Raw genomic sequence first — 24,368 nt, 5'->3', positions numbered from 1 at the left:
CAATGCTAACTTGAACAACGGAATTTCAGTTAATGGCTGTGGAACTTAATCAGCAAAAATTACTAGCTGCGCTCACTGCCGAGCGTAAGTATGATTATTTACCATTTTCCCTACATATATTTAACAATGTGACATCAACAAACCTAGTAGCCTGGGACTTAATCAACCAAGGCGCAGGTGTAGGTACAGTAGTGATTGCGACAGAACAAACAGCCGGACGCGGACAGTGGGGCCGCCAGTGGGTATCCCAAACAGGCGGACTATATCTTTCTGTGGCGATTACTCCTAATTTAGCAGCTAACCTCAGCTATCAGCTAACTTTAGCCAGTGCTTGGGGTATCGCTGATCAATTGCGTGAATGTGGTATTGATATTGGAATTAAATGGCCTAATGATTTAGTCTTAGATGGTCGCAAATTAGGCGGCATTCTCACAGAAACTAAAGTCAACCAAGGTATGATTACACAAGCTGTGATTGGTGTGGGGATTAACTGGACTAATCCAGTACCAGAAACAGGAATCAATTTACAATCCTGGCAAGCTAATCAAGCGCATCAGCCTATTTCCTGTCTGGAAATGCTAATTTGTCAGGTTTTGCTGGGGATAGAGTCCGGTATAACTTGCCTTTGCCAAGAAGGAGTAAGTATACTTTTGTCTCGCTATATAGAATTATTGGTGAACATGGGCGATCGCGTATACGTCAATAATCTTGCAGGAACTATCATTGGCGTAACGCCGCAAGGTGATTTAAGGGTGACTTTCGAGACAGAATCTATAAATGATATAAGAACACAAGAAATTTCTTTAGAACCCGGTAAGATTAGTTTGGGTTATCGTAAGTCTTAAGGTTCGTCTGAGGTTTGTTGATAATTTCGCTCTTTAATCAAAACAAACCACTAGCATCATCTTTTTAGGCAAATAAGACACAACTCAACTCAGAGAAAAAATGACGCAGCGCAATCACTCTGCCCATAATCAAAAAAAACCCCTAGCCTACACTCTACCAGCACAAGGTTTATGTTGGTTAAGTAGCGTTAGTTTCCTCAGTGGCGGCCTGGTGTTTGCCCAAACGGAAACATCGATAGATAACATCGTTCCTACTATTGAAAATTCCCAGCCCACAACCGGGGAAAATTCTGTAAAAAAAGATATTGTTATACCACCAGCATCTCAACCGCAGCCAAAAGTGTCTACAAGACAAGCCGAACTCAGGCAAAGGCTACGTAATTCTGGGGTTTCTCAAACACAAAAGCCAGTTAGATCATCTCAAGCTAAAATTGAGATTGAATCTAACAAGCCAGTTGTGAGCGTTAAAAAATCACAACCGCAAGTACAAACTACGCCCATGACTCCGGCGAAAAACTCACAGGTGAAACCCAAGCTAGAAGTAGCTAACCCTGTGAATGTCAAAAAGTCACCGCCGCAAGTACAAACTACACGGGTGAGTGCTACTGAAAACTCACAGGTGAAACCCAAGCTAGAAGTAGCTAACCCTGTGAATGTCAAAAAGTCACCGCCGCAAATAGAAACTACACGGGTGAGTGCTACTGAAAACTCACAGGTGAAACCCAAGCTAGAAGTAGCTAACCCTGTGAATGCCAAAAAGTCACAACCGCAAGTAGAAACTACACGGGTGAGTGCGGCTCAAGATTCAGAGGTAACACCCCAGCTAGAAGTAACTACCCCGACTCGCTCTTTACCTGAGCAAAAGCCAACAGCTGCCCAACCATCCCAGAATTCGGATAGTAATAACAGCGTTAAAGTTGAGCAACCTAAGCGGGATTATAACAACGCTTATATTGACCCTAACGACTATAGTGCCGAGATAGGGACTTATCAAGCACCAAATTCTGTCATCCTCACAGAACGCTCTAGTGGGTGTCGCACAACTTTGGCTTCAGGGCAGAGGGTAGCCGGTAGCTTCTGCGCCAAACCACCAGCTGCTAGCCAAAGTGTTGCCAATTCCACGGGTAAATCAACCCCTACATGGCTCAAGAAAAGTGAAACTGCTAAGTTAGCTACTGTCTCACCAACTGTCTCTGTCTCCCCAGTACGCTCATCGGCTCAGGCTGAGAGTCCTAGGAGATGGCGGAGTTCAACGGTAGCGTCGGGTAGTGTGACTAAAACCTCATATAATCCTAACCGCTTTATTCCTCAGCCCAGCGAATTTGCTACCACCAAAGTTAATGCTACGCCCATTGCTCCCAGTGGTGGAACATTACCCCCACCAATGGCAGAAGGTAATTTTGCCCCGCGTGCTAGCACCGTAGCATACGATATACCCTTGGCATCAGTATTACCACAAATACCCTACACAGGTACGATCGCTTATCGTGGCGGTTCCGGGATGGTGTATCCCTTGGCTGTGGCTGCTCCGATTACTTCGTTATTTGGTTGGCGAATTCACCCGATTACAGGCGATCGCCGTTTCCATGCTGGTACTGACTTAGGTGCGCCTCTGGGTACACCCATTTTGGCAGCCGCTAAGGGTCAAGTACAAACGGCTGATTGGGTGGGTGGTTACGGTTTAACCGTCATCCTCAACCACGCTTCTGCTCAACAAACCCTCTACGGCCACATGTCAGAAATCTTTGTTCGTCCCGGACAGTGGGTAGAACCAGGCACAGTCATCGGTAGAGTAGGTAGTACAGGTAATTCTACAGGCCCTCATCTGCACTTTGAAGTCCGTCATTTGACTCCAAACGGCTGGGTAGCAGTTGACCCTGGTGTACAGTTACAAGTCGCCCTCAGCCAGTTATTGCAAGGCGTACAAACAGCGCAAGCAATCCGAGAGTAAGGGAGTGGGGAGTAGGGGAGACAAATCAATTCAAAATTCACGCATACCCTACGGGAAGGCTTACGCCTACAAAATTCAAAATTAAATGAATTTTCCGCAGAATTTTTGACTTTTGACTTGTTTATACCCAGTCCCCAGTCCCCAATCCCCAGTCCCCAATTCCCAATCCCCAATCCCTACAAATATCCATGTTCTGCTAAAAATGCGGGTGTAACTTCACTCAGGCTGTTATCATCTGGGGTTGTGAGGTAGCTTTTGCCAGGGTGAAGCAATTTTTCAACGTATTTGCCGAGAATATCGCCTTCTAAATTTACCAAACTGCCAGATGCAAGATAGTGCAGATTGGTTTCAGCATAAGTAACCGGAATTACGGCCACGGTAAACTGAGATAATTCCGCTTCGTAAGCAGCTATTGTCAGACTAACGCCGTTGACAGCAATACTACCTTTGGGGACAATATAGCGGGCGATCGCCTCCGGTGCGATAAACGTCATTTCCCAAGAACTTTTAGTCTGTTGAGCTTCTACCAATCGACCTACACCGTCTACATGACCCATGACAAAATGACCGCCGACTTTTCCACCTACCCGTAACGAGGTTTCGAGATTCACGTATCCCTGTTGTGCTTGCTCTGTTCCTAGAGTTGTGCGGCGTAAAGTTTCCGGTGAAGCTGAGGCAATAAACCCATTTTTTAAAATTTCTTCCACTGTTAGGCAAACACCGTCTACGGCAACACTATCACCATAAGCCAAATCCTCCATAATTAATGATGACTGACTCACGCAAGTAATTTGCCAAGAATCTCCCCCTAGGGGCTTGATTGTTCCTAATGCTTGGATTAATCCTGTAAACACGGCTTTTTTTTGAAACTAACTCTATTTATTGCCTAAAAATGCCGAAAAACAACTGGTAATTCTGACAAAAATGCCGGAAATTATGAGTATATTTTCTGACTGTTTTTATTATAAGTTTATTAACACAATGGCATCCCGCACAAGGCATACTTGGTTAAGAAGGTTGTTGTCGATCAAGACCAATTTGACTTACTCTGGTGTTCACAACCAGTTGGGAGTTTAATAGAGGCAATTATAGAGAACAATGCCTATGTTTATTTCTCCTTCTACTTACCCAACCGAGGGTAAAATTTATCACTTAAGATTAAGCGAACCCATGATTTTAGAGGCATAGCCAATGATTGAAATGAAAGTCGCTGGTATAGCATTAGATGCCATCACCCGCAGTCCGATAATACTCTTAAAAGATGCCTCAGATCGGCGGGCTTTGCCAATTTATATTGGACAAGAACAAGCTAGGGCAATTATGGGCGCGTTGGAGAATCAAAAGCCTCCTCGACCATTAACCCACGACCTGATTGTGAATATTCTGGAAGCATGGAATATGACTTTAGAAAAAGTCATCATTCATTCTTTGCAGAAAGATACATTTTATGCGGCGTTGATTGTCCAGCAAGGCGAAGTCAAAAAAGAAATTGATGCACGTCCTAGCGATGCGATCGCAGTTGCTTTGCGTACAAATTCCCCAATTTGGGTAATGGAAGAAGTGATTGCAGATGCTTCTATTCCTGTTGATCGTGACGCTGATGAAGCAGAACAACAAGCTTTCCGGGAATTTGTCTCAAATCTTCGTCCTGAAGATTTGATCAAGCGTTTTGATAATGGTGACAGTTAAAAAAGTGCTAAGTATTAAGTGTTGAGTGTTGACTGTTGACTGTTAACGGTTAACAGTTAACAGTGAACGTTCAGGAACTTTAAGCGAAATAATTTATTTTTTATAGTTCCCTTACTCGCAACTAAACTTATGCAGTATCGACGCTTTGGGAAAACAAATCTACACCTTTCGGTTTTTTCTTTAGGAACAATGCGCTACCTAGCTGATGCTGAAAATGTTCAGCAGACTATCAACAAAGCCATAGCGCAGGGAATCAATCATATAGAAACAGCCAGAGGATACGGTAAAAGTGAGGAGTATCTCGGTAAAGTCATTAAAAGTGGTTTGTCAGTACCTCGTTCCCAACTGTACATCACTACCAAAATCCCACCTACAGCTGATGCTGATAGTATGCGTCGGTATATCCATGAATCCCTAGAAAGATTAAATACAGATTATTTAGATTGTCTGGGAATTCATGGCTTAAACACTTGGGAACATCTAGAGTGGGTACAAGCCAAAGGTGGCTGTATGAAAGCCGTCGCAGAAGCGATTACCGATGGTCGAGTCAGACACGTTGGCTTTTCCTCCCACGGTGCATTAGAATTAATACAAGCAGCGATAAATACAGATTTATTTGAATTTGTCAATCTGCATTATTACTATTTTTTTCTAAGAAACGCGCCAGCAATTCAGTTAGCGACTGAAAAAGACATGGGCGTTTTTATTATTTCCCCAGCCGATAAGGGAGGAAAACTCTACACACCTCCCGAAACCCTTAAAGATTTATGTCAGCCATTTTCACCTTTAGAATTAAACTATCGATTTTTACTGAGTGATCAACGCATTACTACCTTAAGTGTAGGGCCAGCCAACCCAGAAGAATTAACAGAACCTTTAAAAGTTGCTGATAGCATTAGTGAGTTAACATCAGCAGAAAATTTAATTTTTGAACGCTTAGAAATCCATCAAAAAATAGTTTTAGAAACTAATAAGTGTAGCCAATGCTATGCTTGTTTACCTTGCCCAGAAAATATTCATATTCCAGAGGTTTTACGCTTACGTAATTTAGCTGTGGCTTATGATATGACAGATTACGGGCAGTATCGTTATAGAATGTTTGAAAATGCTGGTCATTGGTTTCCTGGAATGAAAGCCAACCGTTGCACAGAATGCGGTGATTGTTTACCTCGTTGTCCCGAAAAGTTAGATATTCCGGCTTTATTAGCTGATGCTCACAATCGATTAAATGGTAAAGCTGGTAGAAGATTGTGGGGATAAATAAGTATAACAGCGTAGATAATTAAATGTTTGTAGTAAGGACTTTAGTCCTAAAATAAGGACTGAAGTCCTTACTACGAACTCGATTTTTATAAGTTTGCATTACTGAACATAGTTATATTTATTCCCACGGACTTACTTAAGCAATCAAAATTACCAAAAATTACCCATAGACAGCAGTAGCATATCTTGCCAAACAATTGCGTTAAACTATTTCGTAAGATGATGAAAATCTCTTGAGGCTGTCGCTAATTAATAAAACTATGGCAATCACTCAACAGCGATACTACACCCCAGAGGAATATTTAGCACTAGAAGAAACGGCTGAGTACAAAAGTGAATATATTGAGGGGAAAATCATTCCAATCGCGGGTGGAACAGTAAATCATAACCAAATAGCACTCAATTTCAGCACTGAGTTGAATTACGCTTTCAAAAAGCAAAACTATCGAGTTTATATGGGTGATGTTCGTCTATGGATACCCCAAAAGCGCATCTACACATATCCAGATGTGATGATTGTGGCTGGTGAGCCGGAATTTCTTAACAACCGTACAGATATAATTTTAAATCCCCAGGTAATAGTTGAGGTGTTATCAAAATCGACTCAAGGCTATGACAGGGAAGATAAATTTCAGGCTTATCGGACAATTTCTAGCTTACAAGAATATTTGTTAATTAATCAACACCAGGTTTATGTGGAACAGGTTTCTAAAACTGGGAAAAAGCAATGGAATTTGCACGAATATAATCAAGAGGATGAGCAAATCTCGCTGGTAAGTTTACCTTTTGATATTAGTTTACAAGATTTATATAATAAGGTGAAGTTTGAGGTTATGGAAGGGGAAGGGGAAATTGATAATTTAGATTAGTTGGGTGTACCCAAGGTTTAATTTTTAAACGCAGAGGAACGCGGAGGGAAACGCGGAGGTACGCGGAGGTTTCAGAAAGGTCTGCTGGTTGGGGTGACAAATAGGTGTAGAATATTTATTGATTAGATGTAGGTGTTAATTACGATAAAAGAAAAGTTTGCTATGCGCTTTTTTGAGGAATTTGGGCAAAGAAATACTGAAGTTTTATAAGATGAAAAATTGCCAATATTATTTTTGGTTATTGGGGGCGATCGCACTCGGTTCTGTTTTGCGTTTTTGGCATTTAGATTTAAAACCTCTGTGGATGGATGAGGTGATTACTGCTATCTTTAGTTTAGGTAAAAATTATCAGGATTTGCCTTTGGATGTGGTTTTTCCTCTGCATCAGGTACATGAAATTTTTACTTTTAAGTCTGGGGTTAGTTGTCGAGAAATCGCTGATAATCTTGCTAGTCAATCTACCCATCCGCCTTTATTTTTTTGTGGGATGTATGGCTGGTTGGCTTGGTTGACTCCTTTGGGTAATGATTGGGTGACAAAATTGCGATCGCTACCTGCTTTGTTTGGTATTGGTGCTATTTTAGCTATTTACGGTGTCAATTGTATCGCCTTTTCACCCACATCAGGAATTTTCGCCGCTTTCCTCATGGCGGTTTCTCCTTTCGCTGTCTATCTTTCTCAAGAAGCTCGACACTATACTTTACCCATGTTCCTGATTACTCTATCATTGTTGGGATTTATGCAAATTCAGCAAGATATTGTTAAAGGTAACATCCGATTTTTGGTTTGGTGTTTATGGGTTTTTATTAATATTATTGGTTTTTATGTTCACTATTTCTTTATTCTAGCTTTTATCGCGGAAATTGCTACTTTACTGATAGTCACTTATTGGGATAAATCTCTGTTAATTAATAAGCGTCAAATTCGGTTAGCTTTAATTATATCTACTGTTAGTGTAATTATATGTTTTCTACCTTGGATATTGGTAACTCTTAGTCACGCTCAACGCTCAGAAACTAATTGGCTACCTAGCACAATCATCATTGCACCTTTTTATCAAACGCTGATTAACTGCATGTTGATGATTATAGCTTTACCTGTGGAAAATCAATCATTAATAATTACTATCTTTTCTGGGTTATTAATGTTGAGTTTCACTTTTTGGGCTGGATTAATCATATTTAAAGGTTTAAAGCAATTATGCTTACAAGATACAACCCGGTTGGCGACATTAACCCTAATAATTTTCACTGCGTTGGTATTATTACAGTGCTTCACTATTGCTTATGTAGTTGGTAAAGATATTACTGCTATTCCCCGTTATAGTTTTGTCTACTATCCTAGTTTTTGCGCCCTTTTAGCAGCTAGCATAGTTAAAATTCCACCAGTCAAAATTCACCAACAAAAAATTATATTAATTTTTATATTAGTTGGTTTATTAAGTAGTATTTTTGTTGTGTTTAATTTGATGTTTCAAAAGCCATTTCAGCCGGAAAAAGTGGCAGAACATATCAATTTTGAACCATCTATACCTGTGATGTTAGTAGTCACTTATGAAAATTATCAAGATGTGGCTTTAGGGCTGAGTTTTGCTTTAAGACTAGAACAAATCAGAAATCAAAAATCTGAGTTTGATAGTTTTGCAGCTTTAAATAGAACCCCTGATTTTTCTGTTGTTTGGGAAAAACTTTCACAACTGTCTACATCCGTGACATCTCGCCTAAATTTATGGATTGTCGCCCCTGGTTTGAGACGAAGGGAGTATCCTGAAATGTTGGCGTTATCTCAGCAAACAAATTGTATCATTGACCCCAAACAACACTACCGCATCGGAATTCCTTATCAGCTTTACCGATGCGGTAAGTAATTATTTGGGCATTGGGCATTGTGCATTGGATTTTCCCCTCTCCAAACCTCTCCCCTGCAACTGTAGAGAAGTTGCATGCAACGTCTCTACATATTCCCCCTCCCTATTCCCTCATTTACTCGTCAATTTGCCAGGAATCTTTAGTTACTTCTTCATCTAAGATTCTGCGAGGACGAACTATGATCATTACTTTTCCTAAGATGGGAAATTCTGGTTCTGTTTCAAACCACTGAAAATCTAATTCGCCATCTTGATCAATTACAAAGTAACTAAAGTCATTCCATTGACGCTGGGAACGATCTACAACTACTAAGACAGGCTCAGTTTGGGTTTGTGTCTGACTCGGAAAGCGATCGCTAGTCGTTAAAATCCCCACAGGATCTTCTGCACTCAACAACACTTGCCAACCCGGTAAGGCTACCCAAGCTTGTTCACCGGCAAATTTGACTATGCGAAATGGTTCAATTTCTTCTATCAAAGGTACTGCTTTGAGTTCTTGGGGTGTTAAAGGTAACTCACCCACCACCGGAACAATGCGGGGTAGTTCTTCTTCAGAATCAAAGCGATAAAAGGGAGCAATGGGTGCAGGACGTTGGGAAACAACGGTAAAATCTGTCAGCAACTGTTCTATTTGTTGCCTAGCTGTTTGTGTATGGGCAAAGCGTAAACCTTTGGCAATTAAACGCGATCGCTCTTGTAAATCTGTCTTTTGCCGTGCTAATTTCCAAGCTTGATAAGCTACTGCGTCCCCTGGATGCTGAGAGAATCCTGTGGGTAAAGTGCGGAAGCGAGAAAAATCTTTGACAGCTTTGGCGACTTCCCGCGCTTCATCTACATCTAGTTTATGTTGGCAAGTCAACTCCGCCGTCGCCGCCCGTTCTTCGTGGGTGAGTAACCGCAGTTCATATAAAATATCGCTACCACGCACAGCATAGTGCGATCGCGTCGCTTCTGATGCGCCGGCTTTTTCTAGGGAACTATATACTTGTGCGCCAACAATCACCTGATTTTGTTGAATTGGCTCAAATCCCGTGGCTTCAAAAATTTCTTGAGGATTGTAACCGCTTTTTTGCAAAGTAGCGATCGCCAATCCCCACTCCACCCAATTACCTTGTTTTTGTCTTAACTTTCTTAGTAACTCTTGTGTTGCATCATCAGACGCATTCTCAGTATTGGGAGCGTTGGGTGGTAAGTCAGTCATAATCTTCAAATATCAGCTTCTACTTGAGAGGCAAGTTTTATTGTAATCTTTTACAGCGAAATAGCTCTACCCTCTACCGCTAGAGAAAATTTTAGGTTATGAATATTACTCATTAGTATCACCGCAATCCTATCAGTACATTCCCGCAAGGCTTGACAGTAATAATCTACTAAGCTGGTAAGAAATATATAAATAATTGTTACAGGCAATCTCTTATGGCTCATACCATTTCCGACATCCAGACAACTCGCCGTCAAATATCAACTTTAGAAAGACAAAAAAAACTCAAAATCTTGGTAGTTGACGATGAGCCAGATAATCTTGACTTGCTTTATCGCACGTTTCGCCGGGATTTTCAAGTCCTCAAAGCTGATAGTGGCATGAATGCCTTGGAAGTCTTGGCTGTGGAAGGGGAAGTAGCAGTCATTATCTCTGATCAACGGATGCCAGAAATGAAAGGTACGGAATTTCTCAGTAAGACTGTACCCCAGTTTCCCGATACGGTGAGGATAATTCTCACAGGATTTACTGACATCGAAGACTTGGTAGAAGCCATTAACGCCGGGCAAGTTTATAAATATATTACAAAGCCTTGGGATCCTGCTGAACTTAAGGCAGTTGTGCAACGCGCCGCAGAAACTTATGATTTACTTAAGCAAAGAACTGAGGAATTACGCCGCGCCAATGCTCAAATGTCACTGTTGACTGTTTTGGTACAGGTAACTCAAGCATCCCAAAGTTTAGAAGCAACCCTGACACCAATTGCCACAGCATTTAATCAAAGTTTTGCAGCTGATACCTGTATTTTGCAGCTAGTTGCAGGTAACGCACTGACTGCAACTCAAGGTAGTTACAGTGAACAAGGTACTGTAGAGAATTGGTTAGAGCAAGATCCACTGACGCAAGCAGCAATAGCCACCAATCAAATTCAAGTTTCTTTAAATGTCCCGAAAGACGCTCAATTGGCTGATGTGGCTCATTACCAAGCAAGTGGTATCCAAGCTCATGTAGTTATTCCTGTCACCTATCGGGATGATATTTTAGGGGTGTTGTCCCTGCAATGGCAAGAACCAATCTGCTTACGCGAAGATGAATTAAACCTGATTCATTTATCAGCGCAATTGGTAGCGATCGCCCTAGCCAGTAGTCACCCTTATCAAATAAAATAGTCAACCGTCCATAGTCAACAGTCCACAGTTAATAATTAAATAGCTAACGACCAGTGACTAATGACTAATGACTAACGATATTCGTGCCATTTTTGACCGTATTGCCCCTGTTTACGACCAATTCAACGATTGGTTAAGTTTAGGACAACACCGGATATGGAAAGAAATGGCGATTAAATGGAGTGCGGCTAAACCAGGAGATACCTGCCTAGATTTATGTTGTGGTAGTGGTGATTTAGCCTTCAGTTTAGCCAGACGTGTCAAAACCGGCAAAGTCTACGGGGTGGACTTTTCACCCCGGCTGCTAGCAATGGCTCAAGAACGTTCTCAAACCCATTACCCTCAATTTGACATCTCTTGGGTAGAAGCAGATGTACTAAATTTACCTTTTGATAACAATCAATTTGAGGCGGTGACAATGGGTTACGGTTTAAGAAATGTTACAGATATTCGCCGTAGCCTCGAAGAAATACACCGAGTCCTCAAGCCAGGTGCTAAAGCCGCAATTTTAGACTTTCATCGCCCCAAAAACCAGCAATTTCGCGCTTTTCAGCAGTGGTATTTAGATAATATAGTTGTGCCTATGGCCGAGCGCATGGGGATGAAGGAAGAGTACGCCTACATCACTCCCAGTTTAGATCGCTTTCCTCAAGGACAAGAACAAGTAGAATTAGCCCATCAAGTCGGTTTCGTCTCTGCCACACACTACCCCATTGCAAACGGTATGATGGGAGTATTGGTAGTTAGTCGGTAATCGGTAATTGGGCATTGGGCATTGGCAATAGACAAAGGAGACAAGGGAGACAAGGGAGACAAGGGAAAAATTTTACCCCAGTCCCCATTTCCCAAAAATTCTTTAATTTTGAATTTTGTACGCCTTTGGCGTTCCCGCAGGGTATGCGTGAATTTTGAATTAATTTGTCCCCAATCCCCAATCCCCAATCCCCATTATTAATCCAAAAAAAACTGTGGATTGGTCTCATCTTTTATTGTATGTATCTCCCCCTATACTGGGTGGAATTATTGGCTATTTCACCAATGATATAGCCATCAAAATGTTATTTCGTCCCTACCGAGCAATTTATATTGCTGGGCGGAGATTGCCATTCACCCCTGGCTTGATTCCTCGCAACCAGGAACGTTTGGCGAAGAATATTTCTAGTACAATCATGGGGTCACTATTGACACCAGATGAACTGCAAAAACTGGCGCGCAGGTTATTACAAACCGAACGGGTACAGTCAGCAATTCTCTGGTTGTTACGGCTAGCCATTGACCAAATTAAAACAGATAAAAACCAAAAAAGCACCAAAATTGTCGCCGGGATTCTGCGTGATTTGTTAGGGGAATCCTTACCGCGACTTTTGAAAGTTTTGGCAAGACAAGAAGACTTTTTAGAAGCACAAATTAATCAGATTTTTGACCAGATATTACTAGATTTACAACTGAGTGAAGAACAAGCCACACGCTTGGCTGATTGGTTTTTAGAAGTAGTTTTACCGCCAGATACTTTACGTCAAACAATTGTAGACTTTTTAACGGATAACACAATTCAAATTGTTGACGAAACCTTTCGCGAAAAAACCAGTGGTACTTATTGGGTAGTAGCAAATCTGTTTGGTTTGCGGAACACACTCACCAGGCTGAGAACTTTTTGCTTAGATGAAAAAGAATTAACTAATGCCCGGTTACAGGAATTAATTAAAGATTTGCAGTTGCGCGATCGCCTCAAGAAAATTTTGCAAAACTTATCACTGCAAAATTTACCAGTTGGTACAGTTCGTCAACTGCGAAAAACTACACGCGAAACCGTCCGCCAGTATATTCAAACCAGTGGCGGCGATTTACTACACAACTTAACTGAGTCTGTTAATTGGGATAATATCGCTAAACTACTCCTAAATCGCCTGAGAAATTCCCCGGCACTGATAAACTCTTTAGAAGTTGTCAGTAAAGAATTAGCACTGATTTTAGAGCGATATTTAGAAAAGGATTTAGAAGCTATTGTAGCCCAGGTAATTCCGATTTTATCTATTGATCAAGTAATTGTTGACCGTGTAAAATCAACATCGCCGGCTGATTTAGAAGCGGCAATTGAGGGAATTGTGAAAAATGAATTACAGGCAATTGTCACCTTGGGGGGAATATTAGGTTTTATTGTCGGTTTATTCCAAACAGGTTTCTTATTTTTTACTCAACAGTGGTAAGTAGTTACACAGCAAATTTTTGTAGGGTGGGCATGGCTTGCAAGTTGCTCAACACCTTAATTTTAGGTTGTTGGGTGTGCATCGCCTATTCTCATTGAGAATGGTGCAAGTTAGGAGTTTATTGTTTGAGAGAGTAGGAATTAGCCGTAACGCACCAATAAATAAATACGGTGCATGACGCGCTGCTTTAACGCACCCTACAATTTAAGGTTTACTTGCTAAATCATCTCTTAACAGAATGAAATCTATTTTTCATGATGGAATTAATAGCTGTGTAATTTGTTCTATAATCTGGCAGTATTTCTTGAGCCTGTTTATAAACAAAACTACTGCTAGGAATCGCTTCTAATAGGTTAATTGATTTCTGCAATTTATCTCTTGATTGTTGCCACGCTAATAAAGAATTAGACGAAGTTTCCATAAAGAAATTAGCTTCAGTGGCTAACTTTTTTGCTTTTTCTAAGTTGGCTACAGCTTGCTTTTCCTTGGCGGCTCTTTTTTCGATGGTACGATAATTGAGACGATAAATAATTAGTCTTTCTTGGGCTTGTGCAAATACAGATGTGCCTTCAGGAACACTTTCTAAGAGTGTAGTTGCCTGTTGCCATTTAGATGCTGCTTGTTGCCAAACTGTGAGAGGATGAGGGGGTTTTTGAACTAGAGAAGAAGCTTCCATCCCCAGTTTTAAAGCAGATTTAAAGTTGCTGACAGCGATACTTTCTTGATTGAGATTGAGACTCAATGCTTGATTGTGGATAAATTTATCTTGGATGAGCCAACCACCAACGCCTAAGACAGCCAAACTACAAGCCATCACCAGAATTTTATTAACCATCGCTGCTGCAAAATTATCCTTTCTGCTTTTTGTGCGATAATTGATAACTCTTGATTGCTGGTTTTTAGGCTGCTGCTTTGTCTTCTGACTCTCTTTTATTTGCGCCGCAAGTTCAGCAATTTTCTGTTGCAATTTTTCACAATCATTGAGAATATCTGTCAATTCACTAAATTGATGTTTACTAGAAATAATTAATTCATGAGCATCATCTAACCATTCTATGGCAAAGCCTGATTGACCACAGAATGATGATAATGCTAGCATTATGGTTAAAAAGTTGTGACTATTTTTAATAGTGTCAACAACATAATCAAGTCGCTTTTTTACTTGGGATAATTCTTCATTAAGATGATTAACCTGTTGCTTTAACAAGGGTTTATTGCTGGATATATGATTTACTGTCTCTTGAATTTGAATTAATAAACTGGGATGTTGAATGTTGAAATTAATTTGTTGCACTAAATCAGCATCACCTAAAATATCTGCGGCGATCGCCTGTAACAAATCACCCCATTCCAACCAAGAATTTATTTTTGATTTTAGATGAAATAAAGAGATTTCTGTGGCGGGATTGCCAAACTTTTCGGCAATTAAGTTAGGGTTGCCAGTAATAGCAGGATTGACTGCTAAAATACTGGGTATCATCAACCCTGTCATTTGATGCTGTGCAGGTAGCGTCTTGATAGCAACACTTTTACTAGCTACAAGACTAAAATTTTGAGTAATCGCTTGTTGAATTTGTCGTAGTTGTTCCTGAGCATTATTGATCAGGATAACCTGTTGCATAATTTCTTGAGAAGTGCCAATAGTCAGTTTGAGATTATAAACAATTGTTGGCAGTTGATTAATCAATTTTTCTAAGTCAGACATAAATATCTCGTGAGGATTTAGCGAAAGTTTATGTAATTAACTGGAAAATACAGGGGCTGAGGCTAGAAACTAGATAAGAGAGATTTTCCAGGCTAGGTTGAGAGAAAGACAGATTGAGAAAGCAAACCTGTTATTAATATTCACAAATGACTTGAGAAAACCGGAAAACGCCTGTGTTATAGATAACTTACCCGTGAAAGTCCAAAAAATCACAGCCAGGAAGTCATAAATCAAGCAAACAACAGATTTATAGTTCCCGGACACTTTGCTAAAGTAACAAGTCCTATTTTTCAGAAAATGGGACATGGGTAACAGATATCGGGAAATTACCTTGTCTTCAATCCCCAAACCTTATGAATGAAACTGATTTAGCTTTTACCCCTGCCTTAGAGTTGGCGCAATTAATTCGTCGCCGGGAAATCTCACCGTTAGAATTGGTGGAAATATATTTAAACCGGATTGAGCGTTTAAATCCGCAGTTAGGCAGTTATTTTACAGTTGCAGCAGATTTAGCACTTGCAGATGCTACAGCCAAAACAGAATTACTCACAACGGCGACTGAACTACCACCATTTTTTGGTGTACCAATTTCGGTTAAAGACCTCAACGCTGTAGCGGGTATAACTTGTACCTATGGGAGTCCGGCGTTATTGAACAACATCCCAGACTGTGATGATGGAGTTGTCACACGCATCAAACAAGCTGGATTTATTATTCTCGGTAAAACAGCCACCTCCGAACTAGGTTCATTTCCTTACACAGAACCAACGGGATTTCCCCCAGCCAGAAATCCTTGGAATTTAGAATACACCCCAGGTGGTTCTAGTGGTGGTGCAGCTGCGGCAGTCGCCGCCGGATTATGTGCGATCGCCCAAGGTTCGGACGGTGGTGGTTCAATTCGGGGGCCTGCGGCTTGTTGTGGATTGGTGGGCATTAAGCCATCACGAGGCAGAGTCAGTGACGCACCAGTAGGCGATCGCCTCGCCGGAATTGCTGCCAATGGCCCGATTGCCCGTACTGTTGCTGATGCGGCTGCTATGTTAGACAGTATCTCTGGCTACATCACAGGTGATCCCTACTGGCTACCCAATCCAGAACCGTCATTTTTAACAGCTGCACAAACCCCACCAAATAGTTTGCGAGTTGCCTTTGCTACCGATATACCCCCCTTGGGTCAAGCAGATGCTAACTGTCAGCAAGCTGTTTTGCATACAGTGAAGTTACTAGAAGCGAATGGTCATCAAGTTACAGAAACAAGTCTTGATTTTAGTGCGTTAGTCGAACCATTTCAAATTGTCTGGCAATCTGGAATAGCTGGTTCTGGTATCCCACCAGAGGTATTACAGCCTGTGAACCGTTGGCTATTGGCGCGGGTGGGTAGCGTGGGTGAATACGTCCAAGCAGTGTATAAAATGCAGATAGTTGCTCGGCAAATCTTAGCATTTTTTGATACTGTGGATGTGTTAGTATTACCCGTATATTTACACTCACCGATTCGAGTCGGGGAATGGGCTAATTTAAGTCCTGAAGATACATTCCAACAAATTATTAATTGGGTTGCTCCTTGTCCACCAGCCAACGCTACCGGACAACCAGCGATCGCTTTACCTGTAGGTTTTGATAGCAACGGTTTACCCATGAGTGTACAGCTAATTGGTAAACCCGCCGCAGAAGCCACCATCATCAGCCTCGCCGCCCAGCTAGAAGCCGCTAACCCTTGGATTTATCGCCGTCCAGCCTTGTCCTGATTTAAACACCAATCCCCATAGGTGGGCAATCCTCATAATTTGCTTAAAAGCTTATTTTTAGCTTGTCGGCATTGCCCACCTGATGATGATTGAGTGCAATATATAGTATTGTAATATACTAAAAATACTAATATTACTTAATTTTACAAGTTTTGATTAAAAAAGTTGGATTACTACCCATACTTGTGAACTATAAGCTAGTTAAAGCTTGTTTATATTTTTTGAGTAGTTGAGTGTTAATCGTGACGTATTTGCCACGAATATCCCAGTTTTGGCTTGATTTGGTCTTGATTTTTGTTTAAGTCCCGTTAACTTGTGCATCTTTCCACATTAAGGGTAGATGGCTGACCTGGATGAATTTTACGCAGTCTATGTTAAAAATACTCAAATATCTTAGTATCTGTTTCATTACTACCTGTTTGCTATTCGCTTGTCATGCTTCGACACCAACGAAACTCAAACACCCTCCCTTGAAAATACTAGCTGGATATTTTGTTGGGGAGTATCCAGCCATCATTGCTCAAGAAAAAGGATTCTTCAAAGCCCAAGGCGTAGATGTGGAACTAATTCATAAACAGGATATACAATTGATACAAGCAAATGCCAGTGCGGGTAAGTATGATGGGGGTATAGCTTCTTTGGGAAGTTTTATCATGTTGAGTGCCACAGATCCAGAGATACAAGCCGTGATGGTTGTAAATGAATCAACAGGAGCAGATGTAGTAGTCGCCCAATCAGAAGTTAAAACCATTGCTGACTTGAAAGGTAAAAAGCTGGGTGCAAATCTAGGCGGTTTTAGCGAAGTTTTCGTGACTGAGATGTTGAAAAAAGCTAACTTAACCAGCGACGATGTGAACTTGGTTAAATTAGAGGCTTCAGAAATTCCTCAAAGTCTCAAAAATAATGTTATTCAAGCCGGACACACTTGGCAACCGCATCTTTCTGAAGCTGTGAAATCAGGGGGACGTATTTTATTTACCAGCAAACAAACCCCTGGCTTGATTTTAGATGTGATTGGCTTTCGCAAAGAGATAACCCGCGCTCGCCCCGAAGATGTTCGTGCATTTGTGCGGGCATGGCTGCAAGCAGTAAACTACTGGAAAGCAAATATTCAGGAAGGAAACGCTATCATCAGCAAAGTGTTAAAAATTCCTAGCAATACAATCTCTCTGGAGGGTATAAACCTCACTAATTTAGCAGAAAATCAAAAATTCTTTCAATCTAGTAACCCTAACTCCGTCTACAAAACGGCCAAGATATATGCAGACTTTTTTATTCGCGCTGGAAACATAACGCGCCTTCCTGAGTTAGAAAGTTTGTTCAATTCTTCTTTCTTGAACCCTCCCTCCTAGTATAAAGTTATGCAGCAGACTTTTTTGGGTGGAATTCGTAGCAAGTTGATCGCCTCATTTCTAATTGTTGCTTTAATTCCGTTGCTGTTATTGGCATCTATTAACAAACAGACAACAGAAAACGCACTTACTAAAAATGCAAAACAGGCTTTATCTGCGGCGGCTAAGGAAACAACTAACAAAATAGATGCTTTTATTGATGCCAATCTCAATGCTGTGCGCGTAGAGGCAATTTTACCAGGTTTGGCACGTTACCTTAGCCTCACTCCACAACAGCGAAATGATAGCCCCGAAATGCAATTTGCAACACAAACATTAAGCCGTCTTAGTCGCAAAGATATGCTCAACATTCTCTCATACTCCTTGCTCGATTTAAACGGGAAAAATGTATTGGATACAGAGAAATCGAATATTGGCAAAGACGAATCAGCCGCAGATTATTTTCAACAACCACTGCAAACAGGCTTATCTTTTGTTTCTAGCATGAAGCTATCGTCAACAATTCCTGATCTGGTTACTCTCTTTTTTAGTAGTCCAGTTCGCAATGCCAAGGGCGATATATTGGGTATATTGCGAGTTTCCTATAATGCTACTGTTGTGCAGCAATTAGTAACTAGAGAAACTGAAAAGGTTGGGACTAAATCCTTTGCTATTCTTTTGGATAAAAATAATATTTATTTAGCCCATAGTACAGCACCCGAACTACTTTTTAAATCAATTGTGCCTCTGCCTTTGGCTGTTGTAAATCAACTGCAAAAAGAAGATCGCTTGCCTAATTCTCCTGTTAAAGAATTGGCAACTAACGAGTTTAAACTTAAGCAAGCATTGGATGATAAACAATCATATTTAATTACATCTTTGTCATCAACAGGTAATCAGGTAAATCTGATTGCGATCGCTCGGTTAAAATATAAACCTTGGTCTGTGTTATTTGCACAACCCCTTAGTGTTGCCCTAGCACCTGTAGAAAAGCAAATTCATGATGCAATGTTTCTCTTGGCAATTATCGCTTCAGTAGTGACAATTATCGCTTTTGCTATTGGGCAACTGCTAACAAAGCCAATAATTTACCTTACAAATATAGTGTCCCAGTTTACCGCAGGTAATTTAGATATCCGCGCCAAAGTTGGTTCAAAAGATGAAATAGGTCAACTTGCAAGATCGTTTAACGACATGGCACTTGAATTACAAATATCTTTGGAAACTTTGGAACAAAGGGTACAACAGAGAACAGCAGAGTTAGTAATTGCAAATCAGAAACTAGAACAACTGGTAAATCTCGATGGTTTGACTCAAGTGGCTAACCGTCGCTGCTTCGATGAACGACTGCAAGCAGAATGGACCCGCCTTGCACGAGAACAACAACCCCTAGCACTGATTTTATTTGATGTTGATAAATTTAAAAATTATAACGACTATTATGGTCATCTTGGAGGCGATGATTGTCTAGTCAGAGTAGCTCAAACAGTGCAACAAAAAGTTTATCGTCCTGCTGATCTCGTAGCGCGTTACGGTGGAGAGGAATTTTCCATACTCCTTCCTAATACTGACTTAACAGCAGCAATTAAAGTCGCACAAAATATTCAGCAAGCAATTCACGATCTAGCCCTTCCCCATGCAAAATCTGATGTCAAGGATATCGTTACCGTTAGTATGGGAATTTGCTCACTCATACCTTCTTTGGACATAAAGCCAGATACACTCATTAGTTCAGCAGACCAAGCATTGTACCATGCCAAACAACAGGGGCGCGATCGCTATTGTTACTCATCAGATGAGAATTCAATTAACAGGTGAGGAGCGATCGCTCACCCAAGTCCCATGACTCTACATACGCTGGATGACACACTCCGGTAAACTTCTGATTATTCGGGATATATGGTTTAATCCAGCTTTATGCAAGCAAATTTGTTAACTAATGTGATTCTGCCCCTTTCCTTGGCTATTATCATGCTGGGAATGGGTTTATCTTTGCAGCCAGAGGATTTTCAACGTGTAACTAAGTATCCGAAAGCCGTCTCAGTCGGCTTGGTAAGCCAGTTAATACTTTTACCAATCATTGGCTTGTTAATTGCTAAAACAGTCCCCATGCAGCCAATAATCGCCGTGGGATTAATTATCGTGGCATTATGTCCTGGGGGCGTATCATCAAACGTGGTGACATATCTAGCCGGTGGGGATGTGGCGTTATCAGTAACTCTCACAGTGTTGAGTAGTATCATTACCATATTTACCATTCCCATTTTTGCGAATCTGGCACTGCAACATTTTTTAGGACAAAGTGCAGCGATCGCACTGCCGATAGGTGCGACAATGTTGCAGATATTCCTGATTACAATGGTGCCGATTGGCTTAGGGATGTACATACGCCACAGGTTTACAGATACGGCTTTACGTTTAGAAAAAGTAACTAATCGCCTAGCGATCGCCTTACTTGCCATCATTATCTTGTTAATCTTGCTCCGAGAATGGCATCGCCTCCCAGAATTTATCTTGCAAGTCGGTATTGGGGTGGTGATGTTGAATTTGCTCTCAATCCTGGCAGGATACTTTTTGAGTAAACTGTTTAAACTGAATATTCGCCAACAAATATGTATTGCTATTGAAGTTGGATTTCAAAATGGCACGCTAGCGATCGCCATCACTGCCGGGTTGCTGAATAATGCGGATATGGCGGTTCCTGGTGCTATTTATGGCTTATTTATGAATCTCACTGGCTTTGTCATCATTAGCTATGGCAGAAAATTAGCTGCAACTAATTCCATTAATCGGAATTTTCTAGGTAAAGTCTAAGGGAGCAAATTCTCCAAAAGCAAACTACCAGCTAGGCGATCGCAGTGATGCTATTTTTGGCATCATGCGATCGCCTAGTGAGAATATACCTTTAGCACGTTAAGCTGGATGAAGTAGCAATTCATTGCAATTTTTCAATTCAATCGCCTATCCTTGTTAATTTTAAATTTTCCCTGCTTGAGAAACCTGGAATGCTAGACCAAATTTTTGACTACCTGCACTTTCATCTCAGCATTGAAGCTGCGATAGTCCTGCTGATATTAGTATTTTTAGAAGCAGTGCTATCTGCTGACAATGCGATCGCCCTTGCCGCCATAGCCCAAGGACTAGACAATAAAAAACTGGAACGTCAGGCACTCAATATTGGTTTAGTCGTTGCCTATGTACTGCGAATTACCCTGCTGCTGACTGCAACTGAGGTACAAAAATTCTGGCAATTTGAACTTTTGGGTGCTGCATACCTACTCTGGTTAGTATTCCAACACTTTACCTCGGACGAAAGCGCAGACGAGCATCACCACGGGCCACGGTTTAATTCTTTGCTACAAGCAATACCAGTAATTGCTTTAACAGACTTAGCCTTTTCTTTGGATAGTGTGACAACTGCGATCGCAGTATCTCAAGAAAGATGGCTAGTATTAACGGGGACAACCATAGGGATTATCACCCTGCGCTTTATGGCTGGCTTATTTATCCGTTGGTTAGATGAATTTGAAAACTTAGAAGATGCGGGATATATCACCGTCGCCTTGGTGGGGTTGCGCCTGTTATTGAAGGTAATAAACGATGATTTCGTGCCACCAGAATGGTTAATGATTACGGCGATCGCCCTAATTTTAACTTGGGGATTTTCCAAACGCCATCTCACAGAAGCACCCCAAGTAGAAGCGGAAAAAACAGAAGTACCAAAGTGAGGGATTGGGGACAAAACAATTCAAAATTCAAAATTCAAAATTAAGAATTAAGAATTAAGAATGTTTGGGGAAAAATCCCCCTCATCCCCCACCCTGCGGGAAGCTAAAGCTACATCTCCCCCCACTCCCTACTCCCAACTAGATTACTCGTGCAACCAAGGTGTTAAATGAGGTTGCCAGCTAACTAATTCTTCATCTTTAAACCACAGGGAAATTTCCCGTTGAGCAGTTTCTAAAGCATCAGAACCGTGGATCAGGTTGCGACCGATATTAATGCCAAAATCTCCCCGAATTGTTCCTGGTTCTGCGGTTAAGGGATTTGTCGCACCAATGATTTTTCTAGCAGAAGCAACAACACCATCGCCTTCCCAGACCATCGCTACCACTGGGCCAGAAGTGATAAATTCGACTAAACTGGGGAAGAAAGGTCTTTCGCGGTGTACATCGTAATGCTTTTCAGCCAATTCCCGGCTGACTTGCAAGAACTTCAAACCAACAAGGGTAAAACCTTTTGTTTCAAAGCGACGGATAATTTCGCCTACCAGTCCACGTTGTACGCCATCAGGCTTAATTGCTAAGAATGTGCGTTCCAAAGCTATCTCCCTAAAGTTAATCAAATTTTTATGTAGTCAAGAGTCAACAGTTGATAGTCAAAAGTCTATAGTCCCCAGCCTCAGAGTTTTTGCTAATGACTCATGACCAATGAGTATTAACTACTGACCAATCAGAGTTTATCTCAGAAGTTATCTCTGAGTGCATATATTTGTCTATAGATTCAGCGAAGTTTTACGATACGTTGCCCAATTAATGCGTTAAATTGTTTATTCGTGGGTGAAACACAGAGGTCAGACATGGGTGTTGAGTCAACTGCTACATCAGAAGAGGTGGTAAAAGTACCGTCTAACAGCAATAAGTTAGAAGGAAAAGGTCACAAACCGAAAAGGCTGCTAGCACCAAGTACAGGAGATGTCTCTCGCACTTGGAAAATTGAGGATAGCGAAGCTTTATACCGGATTGAAGGTTGGGGGCAACCTTACTTTTCGATCAATGCGGCTGGTCATGTGACTGTTTCTCCCAAAGGCGATCGCGGCGGTTCTCTGGATTTGTTTGAGTTAGTCAATGCTTTGAAACAGCGTAATTTGGGGCTACCGCTACTGATTCGGTTTTCGGATATTCTCGAAGACCGGATTGAACGGTTAAATGCTTGTTTTGCCAAAGCGATCGCCCGTTATAATTATCCTGGTGTATATCGTGGTGTGTTTCCTGTCAAGTGCAATCAGCAACGGCATTTGATTGAAGATTTGGTGAAGTTTGGCAAGCCCCATCAGTTTGGTTTAGAAGCCGGTTCTAAACCAGAATTAATGATTGCCTTAGCTTTATTGGACACCCCAGGCGCATTGCTCGTTTGCAACGGCTACAAAGACCAGGAATACATCGAAACAGCAATGTTAGCCCAAAAACTCGGACAAACACCAATTATCGTCTTAGAACAGGTAGAAGAAGTCGATTTGGTGATTGCTGCTAGTCATCAATTGGGAATTAGACCGATTTTGGGTGTCCGCGCTAAATTAAGCACCCAAGGTATGGGACGCTGGGGAACATCTACAGGCGATCGCGCCAAGTTTGGCTTGACAATTCCCGAAATCATCCAAGCAGTTGACAAATTGCGCGACGCTGATTTACTCAGTTCTTTACAGTTGTTGCACTTCCATATTGGTTCGCAAATTTCCGCCATTAATGTGATTAAAGATGCCATTCAAGAGGCAAGCCGCATTTATGTGGAATTAGCAGCCCAAGGTGCAGACATGAAATACCTGGATGTAGGCGGGGGCTTGGGTGTAGATTATGACGGTTCTCAAACCAACTTCTACGCCTCGAAAAACTACAATATGCAGAACTATGCTAACGATATTGTAGCCGAGTTAAAAGATACCTGTGCAGAACGGCAAATACCCGTACCTACCCTGATTAGTGAAAGTGGTCGGGCGATCGCTTCCCATCAATCGGTGCTGATTTTTGATGTTCTCAGTACCAGTGATGTCCCCCTCGATACCCCCGAACCGCCACAAGAAGGCGAATCCCCAGTTATTAAGTACCTGTGGGAAACCTACCAATCCATCAACCCAGAAAACTATCAAGAGTTTTACCACGACGCAACCCAATTCAAAGAAGAAGCCATCAGCCGCTTTAATTTGGGAATTTTGCGTCTGAGAGAACGAGCCAAAGCCGAACGGCTGTACTGGGCTTGTTGTCAGAAAATTCTTAACATCATACGTCATCAAGATTACGTACCTGACGAACTGGAAGACCTAGAGAAAATCATGGCTTCCATCTACTACGTCAATTTATCAGTGTTTCAATCAGCACCAGATTGTTGGGCGATTGATCAGCTGTTCCCGATTATGCCCATCCATCGCCTAGACCAAGAACCGACACAACGCGGAATTTTAGCAGACTTAACCTGTGACAGCGATGGCAAAATCGACCGCTTTATTGACCTGCGGGATGTCAAATCTGTTTTAGAATTGCACCCCTTCCAAGCAGGAGAACCCTACTACCTGGGAATGTTCCTCAATGGTGCTTACCAGGAAATCATGGGCAATTTACATAACCTATTTGGCGACACCAACGCCGTTCACATCCAGTTAACCCCCAAAGGCTACCAAATTGAACACGTAGTCAAAGGCGACACCATGAGCGAAGTAGTCAGCTACGTGCAGTACGATTCTGAGGATATGGTGGAAAACATCCGCCAACGCTGTGAGAAAGCCTTAGAAGAAAGGCGTATTACTCTA

The 24,368-nt window shown here is 41.5% G+C and carries 19 protein-coding genes; 15 read left to right on the top strand and 4 right to left on the bottom strand.

The genetic code is table 11. The features are described from left to right. Window positions 1-32: 32 nt before the first annotated feature. The gene (locus tag AACS98_RS18545) at window positions 33-845 is read left to right on the top strand and encodes a biotin--[acetyl-CoA-carboxylase] ligase (protein WP_066382561.1); all 813 of its coding nucleotides are present in this window, start codon (window positions 33-35) and stop codon (window positions 843-845) included. A gap of 100 nt (window positions 846-945) precedes the next feature. Continuing rightward, window positions 946-2,796, top strand: coding sequence for a peptidoglycan DD-metalloendopeptidase family protein (locus AACS98_RS18540; RefSeq protein ID WP_066382559.1), 1,851 nt, complete (start codon window positions 946-948; stop codon window positions 2,794-2,796). Between the two features lie 176 nt (window positions 2,797-2,972). On the opposite strand, the gene AACS98_RS18535 is transcribed toward AACS98_RS18540, so the two are convergent. After that, window positions 2,973-3,650 (bottom strand): riboflavin synthase, encoded by a 678-nt coding sequence (locus AACS98_RS18535; RefSeq protein ID WP_066382557.1) that lies wholly within the window; start codon window positions 3,648-3,650, stop codon window positions 2,973-2,975. 337 nt (window positions 3,651-3,987) lie between these two features. Here AACS98_RS18535 and AACS98_RS18530 point away from each other — a divergent pair, with 337 nt between their 5' ends. From AACS98_RS18530 to AACS98_RS18515, 4 genes are all read left to right on the top strand, one after another. Next, window positions 3,988-4,485, top strand: coding sequence for a bifunctional nuclease family protein (locus tag AACS98_RS18530; RefSeq protein ID WP_066382555.1), 498 nt, complete (start codon window positions 3,988-3,990; stop codon window positions 4,483-4,485). 129 nt (window positions 4,486-4,614) lie between these two features. Then, window positions 4,615-5,745: an aldo/keto reductase gene (locus AACS98_RS18525; RefSeq protein WP_066382553.1), complete on the top strand. Its 1,131-nt coding sequence runs from the start codon at window positions 4,615-4,617 to the stop codon at window positions 5,743-5,745. Window positions 5,746-6,008: 263 nt separating this feature from the next. Beyond that, on the top strand, window positions 6,009-6,617 hold the full coding sequence (locus AACS98_RS18520; protein WP_066382551.1) for a Uma2 family endonuclease: 609 nt from the start codon (window positions 6,009-6,011) through the stop codon (window positions 6,615-6,617). A 211-nt stretch (window positions 6,618-6,828) separates the two neighbouring features. After that, the gene (locus AACS98_RS18515) at window positions 6,829-8,484 is read left to right on the top strand and encodes a glycosyltransferase family 39 protein (RefSeq protein ID WP_066382550.1); all 1,656 of its coding nucleotides are present in this window, start codon (window positions 6,829-6,831) and stop codon (window positions 8,482-8,484) included. 115 nt (window positions 8,485-8,599) lie between these two features. Here AACS98_RS18515 and AACS98_RS18510 read toward each other — a convergent pair whose 3' ends face one another. Then, on the bottom strand, window positions 8,600-9,685 hold the full coding sequence (locus AACS98_RS18510) for a RuBisCO accumulation factor 1 (protein ID WP_066382548.1): 1,086 nt from the start codon (window positions 9,683-9,685) through the stop codon (window positions 8,600-8,602). A gap of 215 nt (window positions 9,686-9,900) precedes the next feature. On the opposite strand from AACS98_RS18510, the gene AACS98_RS18505 reads away from it, so the two are divergent. The 3 genes from AACS98_RS18505 (at window position 9,901) to AACS98_RS18495 (ending at window position 13,061) form a co-directional block, all read left to right on the top strand. Next, window positions 9,901-10,854, top strand: coding sequence for a response regulator (locus tag AACS98_RS18505; protein WP_066382546.1), 954 nt, complete (start codon window positions 9,901-9,903; stop codon window positions 10,852-10,854). Window positions 10,855-10,921: 67 nt separating this feature from the next. Further along, complete coding sequence (gene ubiE, locus AACS98_RS18500; RefSeq protein WP_066382540.1) at window positions 10,922-11,608, top strand: bifunctional demethylmenaquinone methyltransferase/2-methoxy-6-polyprenyl-1,4-benzoquinol methylase UbiE; 687 nt, start codon at window positions 10,922-10,924, stop codon at window positions 11,606-11,608. Window positions 11,609-11,822: 214 nt separating this feature from the next. After that, the gene (locus AACS98_RS18495; RefSeq protein WP_066382535.1) at window positions 11,823-13,061 is read left to right on the top strand and encodes a DUF445 domain-containing protein; all 1,239 of its coding nucleotides are present in this window, start codon (window positions 11,823-11,825) and stop codon (window positions 13,059-13,061) included. 223 nt (window positions 13,062-13,284) lie between these two features. On the opposite strand, the gene AACS98_RS18490 is transcribed toward AACS98_RS18495, so the two are convergent. Beyond that, on the bottom strand, window positions 13,285-14,766 hold the full coding sequence (locus tag AACS98_RS18490; protein ID WP_066382534.1) for a hypothetical protein: 1,482 nt from the start codon (window positions 14,764-14,766) through the stop codon (window positions 13,285-13,287). Window positions 14,767-15,119: 353 nt separating this feature from the next. On the opposite strand from AACS98_RS18490, the gene AACS98_RS18485 reads away from it, so the two are divergent. From AACS98_RS18485 to AACS98_RS18465, 5 genes are all read left to right on the top strand, one after another. Beyond that, window positions 15,120-16,514 carry an amidase gene (locus tag AACS98_RS18485; RefSeq protein WP_066382533.1) on the top strand — a complete coding sequence of 465 codons (1,395 nt, stop codon included), beginning with the start codon at window positions 15,120-15,122 and terminating at the stop codon, window positions 16,512-16,514. A gap of 371 nt (window positions 16,515-16,885) precedes the next feature. Beyond that, window positions 16,886-17,866, top strand: a complete 981-nt coding sequence (locus AACS98_RS18480) for an ABC transporter substrate-binding protein (RefSeq protein ID WP_066382526.1) — start codon at window positions 16,886-16,888, stop codon at window positions 17,864-17,866. A gap of 9 nt (window positions 17,867-17,875) precedes the next feature. After that, the gene (locus AACS98_RS18475; protein ID WP_066382524.1) at window positions 17,876-19,663 is read left to right on the top strand and encodes a sensor domain-containing diguanylate cyclase; all 1,788 of its coding nucleotides are present in this window, start codon (window positions 17,876-17,878) and stop codon (window positions 19,661-19,663) included. A 99-nt stretch (window positions 19,664-19,762) separates the two neighbouring features. After that, window positions 19,763-20,659, top strand: coding sequence for a bile acid:sodium symporter family protein (locus AACS98_RS18470; protein ID WP_066382522.1), 897 nt, complete (start codon window positions 19,763-19,765; stop codon window positions 20,657-20,659). A gap of 191 nt (window positions 20,660-20,850) precedes the next feature. After that, entirely contained in the window at window positions 20,851-21,573 is a 723-nt protein-coding gene (locus AACS98_RS18465; RefSeq protein WP_066382520.1) for a TerC family protein, read from the top strand. 143 nt (window positions 21,574-21,716) lie between these two features. On the opposite strand, the gene ndk is transcribed toward AACS98_RS18465, so the two are convergent. Beyond that, window positions 21,717-22,166 carry a nucleoside-diphosphate kinase gene (gene ndk / locus AACS98_RS18460; RefSeq protein WP_066382518.1) on the bottom strand — a complete coding sequence of 150 codons (450 nt, stop codon included), beginning with the start codon at window positions 22,164-22,166 and terminating at the stop codon, window positions 21,717-21,719. A 258-nt stretch (window positions 22,167-22,424) separates the two neighbouring features. On the opposite strand from ndk, the gene speA reads away from it, so the two are divergent. Continuing rightward, window positions 22,425-24,368, top strand: a 1,944-nt coding sequence (speA, locus tag AACS98_RS18455; RefSeq protein ID WP_066382516.1) for a biosynthetic arginine decarboxylase, incomplete at its 3' end; no start/stop codon positions are given.

The organism is Anabaena sp. CA = ATCC 33047, assembly GCF_963870205.1.
Classification (GTDB): Bacteria; Cyanobacteriota; Cyanobacteriia; order Cyanobacteriales; family Nostocaceae; genus Trichormus.
Note: the sequence above shows the minus strand (reverse complement) of the source record. Positions and strands in the feature narration are given on the sequence as shown.

What these genes read in the sequence shown, in the direction of transcription:
- AACS98_RS18505 (WP_066382546.1), top strand. Translation starts at nt 9,901, where the DNA reads ATGGCTCATACCATTTCCGACATCCAGACAACTCGCCGTCAAATATCA.
- AACS98_RS18490 (WP_066382534.1), bottom strand. Translation starts at nt 14,766, where the DNA reads ATGTCTGACTTAGAAAAATTGATTAATCAACTGCCAACAATTGTTTAT.
- AACS98_RS18470 (WP_066382522.1), top strand. Translation starts at nt 19,763, where the DNA reads ATGCAAGCAAATTTGTTAACTAATGTGATTCTGCCCCTTTCCTTGGCT.
- AACS98_RS18545 (WP_066382561.1), top strand. Translation starts at nt 33, where the DNA reads ATGGCTGTGGAACTTAATCAGCAAAAATTACTAGCTGCGCTCACTGCC.
- AACS98_RS18515 (WP_066382550.1), top strand. Translation starts at nt 6,829, where the DNA reads ATGAAAAATTGCCAATATTATTTTTGGTTATTGGGGGCGATCGCACTC.
- AACS98_RS18480 (WP_066382526.1), top strand. Translation starts at nt 16,886, where the DNA reads ATGTTAAAAATACTCAAATATCTTAGTATCTGTTTCATTACTACCTGT.
- AACS98_RS18510 (WP_066382548.1), bottom strand. Translation starts at nt 9,685, where the DNA reads ATGACTGACTTACCACCCAACGCTCCCAATACTGAGAATGCGTCTGAT.
- AACS98_RS18525 (WP_066382553.1), top strand. Translation starts at nt 4,615, where the DNA reads ATGCAGTATCGACGCTTTGGGAAAACAAATCTACACCTTTCGGTTTTT.
- ubiE (WP_066382540.1), top strand. Translation starts at nt 10,922, where the DNA reads ATGACTAACGATATTCGTGCCATTTTTGACCGTATTGCCCCTGTTTAC.
- AACS98_RS18485 (WP_066382533.1), top strand. Translation starts at nt 15,120, where the DNA reads ATGAATGAAACTGATTTAGCTTTTACCCCTGCCTTAGAGTTGGCGCAA.
- AACS98_RS18475 (WP_066382524.1), top strand. Translation starts at nt 17,876, where the DNA reads ATGCAGCAGACTTTTTTGGGTGGAATTCGTAGCAAGTTGATCGCCTCA.
- AACS98_RS18465 (WP_066382520.1), top strand. Translation starts at nt 20,851, where the DNA reads ATGCTAGACCAAATTTTTGACTACCTGCACTTTCATCTCAGCATTGAA.
- AACS98_RS18540 (WP_066382559.1), top strand. Translation starts at nt 946, where the DNA reads ATGACGCAGCGCAATCACTCTGCCCATAATCAAAAAAAACCCCTAGCC.
- AACS98_RS18530 (WP_066382555.1), top strand. Translation starts at nt 3,988, where the DNA reads ATGATTGAAATGAAAGTCGCTGGTATAGCATTAGATGCCATCACCCGC.
- AACS98_RS18520 (WP_066382551.1), top strand. Translation starts at nt 6,009, where the DNA reads ATGGCAATCACTCAACAGCGATACTACACCCCAGAGGAATATTTAGCA.